Origin of the sequence: Rouxiella sp. Mn2063 (assembly GCF_049319665.1) — a bacterium.
In the GTDB taxonomy this organism is placed as follows: domain Bacteria; phylum Pseudomonadota; class Gammaproteobacteria; order Enterobacterales; family Enterobacteriaceae; genus JBMOUD01.
This window is the reverse complement of sequence record NZ_JBMOUD010000001.1, coordinates 580,591-592,721: the sequence shown is the minus strand read 5'-3', so window position 1 is coordinate 592,721 and position 12,131 is coordinate 580,591. Positions and strand designations below refer to the sequence as shown.

General features: G+C 47.1%; 8 protein-coding genes. 1 reads left to right on the top strand and 7 read right to left on the bottom strand.

Features of this window, described 5'->3' with window-relative positions; genetic code table 11:
• Positions 1 to 59 precede the first annotated feature (59 nt).
• The 4 genes from ACL9RG_RS02535 to ACL9RG_RS02520 form a co-directional block, all read right to left on the bottom strand.
• The gene (locus tag ACL9RG_RS02535; RefSeq protein ID WP_422790981.1) at positions 60 to 1,112 is read right to left on the bottom strand and encodes an ABC transporter permease; all 1,053 of its coding nucleotides are present in this window, start codon (positions 1,110 to 1,112) and stop codon (positions 60 to 62) included.
• Positions 1,109 to 2,680 carry an ABC transporter substrate-binding protein gene (locus ACL9RG_RS02530; RefSeq protein ID WP_422790980.1) on the bottom strand — a complete coding sequence of 524 codons (1,572 nt, stop codon included), beginning with the start codon at positions 2,678 to 2,680 and terminating at the stop codon, positions 1,109 to 1,111. Before ACL9RG_RS02530 ends, ACL9RG_RS02535 begins: the two co-directional genes overlap by 4 nt.
• A 295-nt stretch (positions 2,681 to 2,975) precedes the next feature.
• Positions 2,976 to 3,665 carry a gamma-glutamylcyclotransferase gene (locus ACL9RG_RS02525; RefSeq protein ID WP_422790979.1) on the bottom strand — a complete coding sequence of 230 codons (690 nt, stop codon included), beginning with the start codon at positions 3,663 to 3,665 and terminating at the stop codon, positions 2,976 to 2,978.
• A gap of 672 nt (positions 3,666 to 4,337) precedes the next feature.
• Positions 4,338 to 5,513, bottom strand: a complete 1,176-nt coding sequence (locus ACL9RG_RS02520) for a M20 aminoacylase family protein (RefSeq protein ID WP_422790978.1) — start codon at positions 5,511 to 5,513, stop codon at positions 4,338 to 4,340.
• A gap of 447 nt (positions 5,514 to 5,960) precedes the next feature.
• On the opposite strand from ACL9RG_RS02520, the gene chaA reads away from it, so the two are divergent.
• Entirely contained in the window at positions 5,961 to 7,061 is a 1,101-nt protein-coding gene (gene chaA, locus ACL9RG_RS02515) for a sodium-potassium/proton antiporter ChaA (RefSeq protein WP_422790977.1), read from the top strand.
• Positions 7,062 to 7,905: 844 nt separating this feature from the next.
• On the opposite strand, the gene phoH is transcribed toward chaA, so the two are convergent.
• From phoH to ACL9RG_RS02500, 3 genes are all read right to left on the bottom strand, one after another.
• The gene (gene phoH / locus ACL9RG_RS02510; protein ID WP_422790976.1) at positions 7,906 to 8,694 is read right to left on the bottom strand and encodes a phosphate starvation-inducible protein PhoH; all 789 of its coding nucleotides are present in this window, start codon (positions 8,692 to 8,694) and stop codon (positions 7,906 to 7,908) included.
• Positions 8,695 to 9,356: 662 nt separating this feature from the next.
• Positions 9,357 to 10,553, bottom strand: a complete 1,197-nt coding sequence (locus ACL9RG_RS02505) for a chloride channel protein (RefSeq protein ID WP_422791176.1) — start codon at positions 10,551 to 10,553, stop codon at positions 9,357 to 9,359.
• Between the two features lie 225 nt (positions 10,554 to 10,778).
• Entirely contained in the window at positions 10,779 to 11,945 is a 1,167-nt protein-coding gene (locus ACL9RG_RS02500) for an N-acetylmuramoyl-L-alanine amidase (RefSeq protein WP_422790975.1), read from the bottom strand.
• Between the last annotated feature and the right edge of the window lie 186 nt (positions 11,946 to 12,131).

The window sequence follows — 12,131 nt, the reverse complement described above, 5'->3', positions numbered from 1 at the left end:
GCCGCGATCGGCGCAGATCCTGCCAGCGGTGGAGGAGTTAATTGAGTCATAGCGCTAAGTTACCGGGTTCGCGGATCAAGCAAATAAGTGAGTGCGTCTGCAAAGGCGTTGAGTAACACAAAGCAGGTGCCAATCAGCAGTGTCGCGCCGAGGATCGCTGGCGTATCAGCGGCAAATAACGCGCTGGTCAGATAACGTCCTACGCCCGGCCAGGCAAATACCGTTTCGGTGAGTACCGCCCCTTCTAACAAACTGGCGTAAGAGAGTGCTAAAACGGTGATCAACGTGCCTAATACGTTAGGGAAAATGTGCACCAGCAGAATGCGCCAGCGGCCCGCCCCTTTAGCTCGCGCTAAAATGACATACTCTTTGTTCATTTCACCTAGCATTGAAGCACGAAGCAAACGGGTAATACTGGCCATCGATAACAACGCTAAGACGCTCACCGGCAGCCACATATGTTTGATCGCGTTAAAGAACATATCGCGATCGCCCGACAGCCAGGTATCGATTAGGACAAAACCGGTGCGCGGCTCAAGGCTATACAAATAGCCATCATCCAAGGTGCCTGGGCCACCGGCCCAATGTAATACCGCATAAAACAACAGCAATCCGAGCAAGCTTAGCCAGAAGATAGGTACCGAATATCCTAATAGCGAGATAAGGCGAACCACGTTATCCAGCACACCGCCCGGTTTGTATACCGACAGCAACGCGAGAAAAATGCCCAATACTGCCGCTAAAATGATCGAACAGGTGGCCAGCTCTACCGTCGCCGGGAAGGTGCGCATTAAATCACTGGCGACCGGCTGTGCGGTAATTCGCGACATCCCCATATCGCCGTGTGCCAAATGCTGAACATAATGGCCGAACTGCACCAGAATAGGTTTATCCAGACCCAGCTCGCTACGTAATTGCGCGTAAGTTGCTTCACTGGCGTGGTCGCCGGCTATCTGTATTGTTGGATCAATAGGTGCCAGGTGGGAAAGTGTAAAGGTGAAGGCCAGTAATCCCAGCAACGTAAGCAGCAGAGAAACAAGACCGCCCAGAAGGCGGCCTGACCAACGCCAACTCTGCCGGAAAAATCCGGCAGAAGAGGAGCCTGAAATCATTGCTTAGTAACCTTGCTGTAGAACACCATATCCGGGTTGATCCCTTGAACATAACCTTTCACGTTATCGCGGATAGCGATCAGGCTACGCGCTTGCAGACCGATAACAAAAGGTGAACTTTTCTGCACGGCAAGTTGCAATTGACGATAATCCGCCACGCGTTTAGCAGGATCGTTTTCCGCCGTGGCCGCCAACGTCAGCTTGTTCAGCTCAGGTACAGACCAGTTAGCACGCCATGCCAGCGTTTTGCTGCCATCTTCCGGGTTATAAGCAAAAGCAGAGGCGTTGGTGTTCGGATCAAAGTAGTCAGGCCCCCAAGAGCTCACGGTCGCATCATAATTATGCGCACGTACACGCTCAGAAATCTGCGAGCTTAAACCCGGCTCCAACGCCACTTTCACCCCCGCCTGCGCAAAGCTTGCTTGCAGTGCCTGAGCGATATCCAGATATGGCGGCTGGTTAGTCACGACCAGCGTGAAGCTAACATCTTTCAGGCCAGCTTTATCGAGGATAGCTTTCGCCTTCACAGGGTCATAATGGTAAGGCGTATCGCTAATCGCGCCCAAATAACCTGTTGGCAGGAAGCTTTGATGGACCTCGAACTGATTTTTCATCAGATCTTTGGCGATACGTTGATAGTCAAACAAGTAACGCGCCGCTTCCCAGAAAGCTGGATTACCCAGTGCCGGCGATGCTTTGGCGTTAAATTGCAGGAAATAGAGCGATGCATAAGGGATCGCTAATGGTTTCACGCCCGGCTTGCCATCCAGACCCGCTAATTGGTCTGCGCCCAGGTTGCGAGCGATATCAGCATCGCCTTGCTCAACCAGCAAGCGACGCGCTGCTGGATCTGGCACATTTTTGAACAATAAGGTCTTCAGCTTCGGCGCACCTTCTGGTGAGCTAGCGTTAGCGTCTAATACCAGCACATCATGAGGCACATAGGTGCGGATTTTATAAGGGCCGCTACCTGCAGAATGGTTGCTTAACCACTGGTGACCTAAATCATTATTCTGTTGGTTAGCTTGTACCAACTTAGCATCAATAATTGAAGAGACTGGCGCAGAAAGTAGGCTAAGCACAAAGTTCGGGCTAACATTTGCCGTCCAGCTGATCTTAACGTGATGGTCATCAATTTTCGTCAGGAAGCTATCAACGTTTTTCGCATCCCAGCCCAGCTGGGTCAGGATAAATGACGGCTCCAGATTAAGTTTAACCACGCGCGATAACGAGAAAATAACGTCATCGGCAACCAGCGGGTTGCCACTCGCAAATACCGCTTTCGGGTCTAAGGTAAAGGTCAAACTGCGATTATCACTGCCCGCCTGCCAACTGGTCGCCAGCGTGGGTTTAAGATCAACCGGATTGTTCGGATCAGACTGAATCAGACGCTGATACAAGCTGTTAAACGCCTGAATCGTGGTTAATTCAAAGCCCTGAGCCGGGTCAAAGCTGGAAGCGTCATCCAAAGATTGGGCGATCACCAACGTGTTAGCCGGGGTTGCAGCCTGTACAGAGAAACTGGCGGCGATGGCGGCAAAAAGTAAAGATGGGACTAAGGATTTCATGGTGTGACGCTCTCCAACTTAGCGAGATTGCTAATAATTTTCCAAGTGTAAAGTATTCTGAAATCGACCATAAAGTTGTTTAACTGCTAATCTTATGCGTTTTAAGTATAAGTGATTTTTTTTGGTTATACCTAGAGGAATGGCTTTATGCCAGTACTTATTGAAAAGCTTTTATCAGAAAGCCCGATCGGAATAATTTTAAAGTTATTCCTAGTGTAAGAAAGGTAAAAAATGGGTAACAAAAACAGCAAAGCCCGCAATAAAATTACGGGCTTTAAATCGGCGTGAAATAAATTTAGGCTTGAATATCGTTTGCAGAATTAACTGGCATGCCTAACAGTACGCGCACCTGATTAACTAGTTCGCTCATACAATCATCACTCATACCGTAAGTCAGTAACTCTTTCTCAAGAGAGAACAGATACTGAGCATTGGTGCCCAAAGGACCACTGGCTTGAGCGATCAGAGGAGCAATGACTTGAGAACTGGTATCGGCTTCAAACAAAGGATGATTAGCATTCATAATAAACACCAGCGCCGTAACGCGACGACCATCGTTTAGCTCGAGCTCACACCAAGTTGGGCAATAACACCCGGTCACCATCTCTCGCTTCCACAACAGCTCCAGTTCTTCGTGAAGCGAGGCCTCTGGCATACGAAATGCCAGGCCTGTCGTTTGACCGCCCTCTTTCAACGCCAGCATACGGCCAGGTTGCGCACTGGTTCCGCGACCGGAGGTCAAGCGCATACAGAACGCGCGATGAAAACCTTTTAACAGCGCAGGACAAGATTCTTCTGCATCAAAAACGGGATTCCACATTAAGGAACCATAACCGAAAATCCATACAGGACTATTATCCGGTCGTTTTGCCAAGGTATTTTCTAGAGAGGCACAACGTTGTTCTGTGCTGAGCAATAATGACTCATCAATACACCCGAATGAAGTTTTACAATCCGCGTTGCGCAAAAAATCACGAGTTAGCATTATTTAATTCCCCTCTACGTTTCCTTGCCATACTGTTTGACGCTGACTCCTCTGCCAGAAAAGTAAATAAAAGACTATACCCAAAATAATTGGAGTTGCGTCAAGGCGGCAAGGTTGCGCATCCCGATGAGCTTACTTAGGTAAGTGATTCGGGATAAGTTACCGCAGCCAACGCAGAAGCAACTTCAAGTATGACGGGTATAAGCCCATACATAAAGCAAGGCTGATGTAATAAACATTATTCGTTTATTGCTCTGCAATCAAGATTGATATTAGCCGCATAACGAAAATATATGTCAAAAAATATAGTCTACGTTTAATCGTCGTTATAAAAGTGAGAGGAAGTATGTCGTGAGAAGCTTACGGACACAGATAACAAGCGGTCGATAATTAACCACTCAATTTTTACATCATAATAACAACCACAAAAATAAAACATAAAATCATGCAGTTAAAATTATTTACCTCCCATTTTTAGCGCTAACATCTCGGTAGAACAGGCAAGCGACTGCTAATATTAAAAGCGCATATTTTTATCCCGCCACGCTTTTTGAGACATCTTGTAGCAAATCACCGCGGCCAAAAATAGCAATAAGAGGTTATTAACCAAGCCGTCAGCGGTTGTTTATTCATCCACCGACTTAGCTTAGAACGAAATAATAGAAGCCGTTATTAATTCAAAGGCAATTGAATGCGCACTACTTCAGCAAACCAGCGCACACCAAATGGAATGATCGCATCATTAAAATCATAACAAGGGTGATGTAATGGTGCCGCAGGCCGTGCTGAACCATCCCCCTGTCCAAGCCACATATAAGCGCCTGGTTTCTGCTGCAACATAAAGGAGAAGTCTTCAGAAGTTAGCGCGGGACGCGGGGCAACACTGCCTTGCAATCCAGCCTGGTTAGCCGCCTGAATTGCCACCTCAGCCTCTTTGGCGCTGTTTACTGTCGCCGGATAACTACGTCTATAATCAACCTCCGCCTGTAGACCGCGCGCTGCCGGGACATGGGCAACAACATGACGGATCGCGGCCTCAATCTGATCCTGAGCTTCAAGCGTAAAGGTACGCACGGTACCGGTTATTTTAGCCTCAGAAGGGATCATATTATGGGAAAAGCCGCCGTGAATTTGCGTGACGGTAAGAAGCGCCGAGTCGGTAGGGTCAATGCTGCGTGAAATAATCGAGTTAAGATGTACCACGAGTTCACTACAACCCAACATAGTATCAGGACTCAAATGCGGCTGTGCTGCATGACCGCCGCCGCCAAACACACGAATATCGAAGCGATCGCCTGCCCCCATAATCGGCCCGTTACGGCTTTGCCCAACACCAACAGGTAATTCTGGCCAGTTATGGATCGCAAAAACACTATCGCAAGGGAAACGGCTAAATAACCCGTCGTTGATCATCGCTCTTGCGCCAGCCTGCCCTTCTTCTGCTGGTTGGAAGATAAAATTGACCGTGCCATCAAAATCAGCCGTTTTAGCCAACAGCCACGCCGCACCGAGCAACATTGTGGTATGCCCATCGTGGCCACATCCGTGATGTTTTCCCGCATAGGTACTACTATAAGATTGAGTACCTTCTTCGATCATGGGTAAGGCGTCCATATCAGCGCGCAGCCCTACGCTTCGTGAACCGTTGCCTTTGCGCAATACGCCAACAACGCCGGTTTTACCAACATTTTGGTGAACTTCAATGCCTAGTTCAGTGAGGAAATCGGCGACGATTTGTGCAGTACGAAATTCGTTGTAGCCCAATTCAGGATGAGCATGTAAATCGTGGCGAATGGCAATGAGCCGTTCCAATACGTCGCTGATTAAATTGTTGTCAGTATTGTTCATGTTAATCTCCTTGTCATACGTACGATGCATTGTTATGAGTGGCTCACAGGCATGGTATGTTTCATTGGCTTAACCTACGCGTACTGTCGAGAGAAAGCCACAAACAACCTCAAAGTTACCGATGAATAATTAGTTATTTCCTTATAACCAATATAACCTTACGAATTCACCATAATATCCTGTATTTACATAACTTATATTCTATATTTATGAAATTATCTCTATGTAAAGTTATGAAAAATCATAAAAACACTAGAGTTAATAAGCATTACTTATGTTTTTTATGCCTAAGTCGACATTTATCTATCAATGAATAGCGATTTTTGTTATACTTTTAAGTGAAATACGATCACCCTTATTCTTATTGCCATTGGCAACCTTTGGCTTTTTAGTGAGCAACTTCGGTTTCTTACATGCACCTTTGATCATATAAGGAGAACAATCATCATGGTGTCCTCTCTGGAACAACCTAAGCAAAAATCACGCCATAAAGAGTATTCCTTAATTTTCCCTATTGCTGCCCTGATCGTTTTGATGTTCTTTGGTAGCAGCACCGATTTTCTCTCAATCGTTGGTATCAATTTGCTGGCATTGGTTGGCATTCTGGCCAGTGCTTTTAGCGTTGTTCGTCACGCAGACGTTCTGGCGCACCGACTAGGCGAACCTTACGGCTCGCTAATCCTTAGTCTCTCCGTGGTGATTCTTGAAGTCAGCCTGATCTCCGCATTAATGGCAACCGGCGACGCTGCACCTGCCCTGATGCGCGATACTCTGTTTTCGATCATCATGATTGTTACCGCCGGTTTAGTTGGGGTCGCCTTGCTGCTAGGTGGACGCAAGTTTGCAACACAGTACGTTAACCTCGGTGGCATCAAACAATATCTGATGGCGATTTTCCCGTTGGCTATTATTGTGCTGGTATTGCCGGCTGCCTTACCGAATGGCGATTTCTCTACCGGCCAGGCACTGTTTGTCGCGGCTATCTCGGCGGCAATGTACGGCGTCTTTTTGTTAATTCAGACCAAAACTCACCAAAGCTTGTTTGTTTACGAGCATGAAGACGAAGACGAAGATACCCCACACGGTAAGCCCTCTTCGCACAAGAGCGCCACACACGCTATTTGGCTGTTAGTGCATCTGGTATTGGTTATTGCGGTGACTAAGTTCAACGCTAATCCGCTAGAACATTTATTAACTGAATTAAACGCGCCTGCGCAGTTCACTGGTTTCTTAGTCGCCCTGCTTATCTTGTCCCCAGAGGGATTGGGTGCATTGAAAGCGGTATTGAAAAATCAGGTACAACGCGCAATGAACTTATTCTTCGGTTCAGTGTTAGCCACTATTTCGTTAACGGTTCCTGCGGTCACTATTATTGCCACACTGACGCATCAGCATCTGATATTCAGTCTCGACCCGGCCAACATCGTGGTTATGCTAGCCGTGTTGATTCTATGCCAGATCTCGTTCTCGACAGGCCGTACCAATGTGTTGAATGGCACCGCCCATTTAGCGTTATTTGGCGCGTACCTGATGTTAATCATGCTTTGATGAGCAATAACCGTGCTTTGGGCGGTTTTTAAAAAAAGCACGGTGAATTTTTCGGTTTCCAAAGTGCGGTGTTCAATGTGATCCCGCAGCCTAAACCGACCGAAGGGGCGGTAAGCGCCGCCCCTTCTGGCTTCCCGCGCTTTTTGCTACTTCAATACTTGCGCTAAGGGAGGCCATGTTTCAGCTACCTCCGCGACAGGCGCAAATGTCGCTGCTCCGCAGTCCCTTCAGTCGGGATTCGGACTCGCTCAATAAACACTTCGCGATTTCTCACCTCTCCTTCAGCGCCATTTCGAGCGCGCCACCTAGCTTTTTTAACGTCAAAAGCAAAAAACTGCCTTTGCCTTTGCCATTGCCTTTGCCTTTGCCTTTGAACTTGACCTTAAAAGCCGCTAAGCGCCCTCAAAATTTCACCGACAAGTGGTGAGAGACAATGGTTTTATCATTGGCTCGAATCCCGCAGCCGGGCATCCCGGATGGGATGAAATTTGCGCTATCACAGAAGCCGCTGAAACATGGCCTCCGCTGGATGCGAGGTTGATGTGAGAAAAAGGCGCAGGATTGCGAAGGAACGCGCCTTCGTTCCTTTGCTCGGCTTCGGCTGCAAAGCCGTATTGAGCACCGCTGTTGATAAGCCGAAACATGCACTAATCTGCTTTTAAAAAATCTTGCCGTTGATTTGAACGCGACTAAAGAACCGAAAAATTCACCGTTCCCGGTTTTAAAAACCGCCCAAAGCACGGTCATTGCTTTTAAAAAGCGATATGAATTGCAGCCCAATTCCCCCCTAACAAGCAAAAGGCCGCTTGCGCGGCCTTAATAAATTTTGCAATAAAAAGCACTATTATGAATAGGCGTTTAATGTGCGCTGACACAATTCAGACCGCACACAGTCCTCTTTAGTAAAGCGGATGATGCCGATCATTTCGTCTTCCTGGAAGCGTTTGAGTGCATCGCTGAGACCTGATTCCACGCCGCGCGGTAAATCGCACTGAGTGATATCGCCGTTAACAATAACTGTGACGTTTTCGCCTAAACGGGTTAAAAACATTTTCATCTGACTGGCTGTGACATTCTGTGCTTCATCAAGAATGACCACGGCGTTTTCAAAAGTACGCCCACGCATATAAGCGAATGGCGCAATTTCGACTTTACCAATTTCCGGTCGCAAACAATATTGCATAAAGGATGAACCCAAACGACGAACCAAGATGTCATAGACCGGCCGGAAATAAGGCGCGAATTTTTCAGAAATGTCACCGGGTAAGAAACCGAGATCTTCATCGGCTTGTAAAACCGGGCGAGTAACAATAATCCTATCTACTTCTTTATGTATTAATGCCTCCGCCGCTTTCGCAGCGCTGATAAAGGTTTTACCACAGCCAGCTTCGCCTGTAGCAAAAATTAACTGCTTATTCTCTATGGCTAACAAATAATGACCTTGAGCTTCAGTACGTGCTTCGATATTGGAGGTATCACGTGTATCGCGAGCCATACCAATAGATTCCACACCGCCCATTTGAACCAGTGAAGTCACCGTCTCTTCTTCACGTTGACGATGGCTGCGAGCGTCGCGTCGAATAACTCGTTTCGCTTCACGACGTGCTTTAATCACTGCTTTTTGTCTTCCCATAGTGGCACCTTACAGTTTGTTTCACTTAACGCCAAGGCCTGAGCCCGCGCGGTTATGTTTCACATACAGATGAGGTTTTGGTCTCCTTTTAGACCATGTAGGGCCAAGAATAGTGTGAAGAGGAAAACAGACGAGATTGATTAATAAATAATCTATTCGTTATTTTCTTTTCACCGAGAGGCATTGCTGTCAACAATAATGCTGACCATGATAACGCTCTGATATTTAAACCAGATAGTGTCATAGTCGATAAAAGATGAGTGAAAGAGAGATGCTGTCGAATATGAGTTAAAAAAGATGAGCGCGAGAATTGAAGGAGAAGGGTCAATAATAAAGAGTTGAAGACTTTACCCTCGTTAGCTTGGTCGCTAAAACAACGAGTGGGGATAACACTATTCTTTGTTGAAGCTTGCCCAAACCAGGACTTTACCATTCGTAATCCTCGCAGTTTAATAACAACTTGTGTTATTTCCGGCTATTGCCGAACACCTTTTAAAACTATCGAGCGATAATGTCAGTATAATGACAGTGCAACGTTTTGCGTTATTAAAATGTAAAAAAAATTATTCCCTTCGTCAATAGGAGAACAGACTCTTTTAATAAAGCCTGCCCTCCCTGGATAATCTACGTGGTAAACATTGCCTGCTAAAATAATGGCGCTGTTATTTACGCGCCGCGCGTTTTTCCATCAGACTAAACATACTGACCGAACCAACAACCGCAAAGATCATCGGGATCAGGAAATCATGGTTAACGCGTGTAAACTCTAGAATCAGTACGACGGCAGTAATCGGCATTTTCATTGATGCACCGAGGAACGCAGCTGCCCCAATAAGTGAAAATGCGCCTAAGGATGTTCCCGGTACGAAGTGATCCCACACACCGCCTAATAGGCAACCGATGAGTGCACCATTTGATAATCCAGGAGTCAGTAAACCACCGTGCGCCCCACTGCGCAGCGTTCCCCAGATGATCAGTACTTTTAACACCAATATTGCCGCAGCCAACTGCAAGGTGAAGTCACTATCAAAGCTCAGCTGTGCAGGCCCTTTACCGTTACCCAGCAACTGTGGGAAGTAGCCAGCCAGCAGCCCGATAATCGCAAAATTCACAATACAAATAACAGGCTGCCAACCGCTGGTACTGGCATTAGCACGAGCATTGGCAGTAATTTTTGTAAAATACCACGCGCCCAGACCTAAGATTGGTCCAGCCAGTACCGACCACACCATTAATGAAGGGGTGATGTTCATTATCGGCAGTTGATACTGAGATTCATTTCCCAGACCAATCCACGCCACTAAGGCAGCAATTGATGAGGTTGCCAACGCTGGCAGTAACAAATTAAAACTGAATGCGCCAAGCAGTACTTCCAGTACAAACACCGCACCGCCTAATGGCACGTTATACACCGCGGCCAAACCTGCGCCAGCCCCGCAGGCAATCATGATTTGTGTCTCTCGAGGAGTTAACGCCAAACGTTTAGATAACCAGTTTGCAGCCAGTGCCCCCACTTCTCGCGGTGCTACTTCACGTCCCAAGGGTGAACCCAATGCCACGGTAATAATTTGCAGCAACGCATGGGCTAATGTCGAACCTGCTGGCATTGATGGATCTTTCGCTTTTACCGCTGCGGCAATACTGACAAGAGGCTTACCAAAGCGACGCACCGCCCACCAGCCAAAACCAGCAATAACACCACAGATAACCAATACGATTACTCGGCGACTAAATGACGAGGCGCTGACGCCTTCAAGAAAACTTTCTTTGCTGATAACCGCGTCAAGGCTGTAGCCATAAGCCAGATGTTGCAAACTATGCAATAGCAGCGCTAATAGCATGCCGCCAATACCCGCCATGATTCCGGTGGCAATGGTTGCCAGCACCAGCACAGACAGGCGAGATTGTTGCACCGAAGGCTGTGCCGCCGTTGGTTGCGTCGATGATGGTGTTGATGATTGTAAAGATTGAGCCACAGTCTTTCTCCGCTGGTAGTAAAGGTGCTACCAGCACCATAATTAGTCTATTGTTTTAATGATAAAACATCGTTGTAGTCGTGATACAGCGTCTTCAAGCAGCGGGGATCACCCCAGTAGTTTTTCCTTACGTTCTTCATTTAAGTAGGTATTGATGCCATCGGCCAGCGCATTGGCCATTTTCAGCTGAAATTCTGGTTTGCCTAACAGCTGCTCTTCCTGGTGATTCGTAATAAATGAAGTTTCGACCAAAACAGAGGGAATTCGTGGCGATTTCAGTACGGCAAATCCAGCCTGCTCGGTATGTTTGTTGTGCATATGATGAACACGGATGATATTCGATGCCAGATGATGCCCAAAATGCAAACTGCGATTAATCGTCTCGGTCTGATCGAGGTCAAATAATGTCTGCTTCAGATAAGCATCTTGGGTGTGTACATCGTTATCATAAATGGCATCGACGCTATTTTCGCTTTGGGACAAATAACGTGCCATTGCACTGCCTGCACCGTGTTCTGACAAGGCGAATACCGATGCCCCGGAAACTTGATCGTTAGTAAAGCCGTCGGCATGAATAGATAAGAATAGGTCGGCTTCATGTTGATGCGCCAGGCTCACCCGATGATAAAGAGGAATAAATACATCATCTTGTCGAGTGAGCACCGCGTGGATACCGTGACGAGTTTTAAGTTGGTGTTGCAAATGTTGCGCGATGGAGAGCACGACATGCTTTTCATAGGTGCCTTTATTCCCAATCGCTCCAGGATCTTTACCGCCGTGACCAGGGTCAATCATCACCAATAAGTTCTTCTTGGGCGGTTGCACATGTTCAGTTTCGCGGGTTACCACGGCCGGGACAGCAGCGGCCATTGCAGCACCCGGTACCGTAATTGAGGCCGTTAAACGCCCCGCCGCCTTTTGTTGTTTAATCTGCGCTTTAGCCGTCACTTGCAGCACAATACGCGCCGTCTGTGGGGTAAAGTGTGCAATTTTAGCCTGGGTTATCCACGGAAATTTTTGGCGAATCACCACCAAAGAGTGCGTTAACGATGGCGGGAAAGATTGCATCGGAATATCGATGATAACCCGAGGCGGATTTTCCATCGTAAACACTCGACTATGTTCACCGCTAATCGGCAACGACACATTGACCTGCTGCGAGTTTGAGGTTAGCTCTACTGCCGGTATTTTTTGCGCAGCAAAAATCTTCGGTGAGGTCAGCGTCGCGCCAATCCCCAAGAGCAGCCATTTTCTGCGGGCATGATTAACAGTCATAGAATGGTTACCTGTGCATTTTTTAGCATCAGTTGATGTCGATGACGCACCAACTTTATAAACAACATCTCGAGCATGAATTTTTACTTAAGACTTTTTCAGAAACCAGACAAAATGGCAAAATAGTTGAGACATTTAGTCTCTTTATGTTTCTGAATTGTTTATGTTATCTGAGTGAAATGTGGC

Bases quoted from the DNA above. Each gene is read 5' to 3' on its own strand.
- ACL9RG_RS02535 (WP_422790981.1), bottom strand. From the start codon at position 1,112: ATGATTTCAGGCTCCTCTTCTGCCGGATTTTTCCGGCAGAGTTGGCGT.
- ACL9RG_RS02530 (WP_422790980.1), bottom strand. From the start codon at position 2,680: ATGAAATCCTTAGTCCCATCTTTACTTTTTGCCGCCATCGCCGCCAGT.
- ACL9RG_RS02525 (WP_422790979.1), bottom strand. From the start codon at position 3,665: ATGCTAACTCGTGATTTTTTGCGCAACGCGGATTGTAAAACTTCATTC.
- ACL9RG_RS02520 (WP_422790978.1), bottom strand. From the start codon at position 5,513: ATGAACAATACTGACAACAATTTAATCAGCGACGTATTGGAACGGCTC.
- chaA (WP_422790977.1), top strand. From the start codon at position 5,961: ATGGTGTCCTCTCTGGAACAACCTAAGCAAAAATCACGCCATAAAGAG.
- phoH (WP_422790976.1), bottom strand. From the start codon at position 8,694: ATGGGAAGACAAAAAGCAGTGATTAAAGCACGTCGTGAAGCGAAACGA.
- ACL9RG_RS02505 (WP_422791176.1), bottom strand. From the start codon at position 10,553: ATGGCGGGTATTGGCGGCATGCTATTAGCGCTGCTATTGCATAGTTTG.
- ACL9RG_RS02500 (WP_422790975.1), bottom strand. From the start codon at position 11,945: ATGACTGTTAATCATGCCCGCAGAAAATGGCTGCTCTTGGGGATTGGC.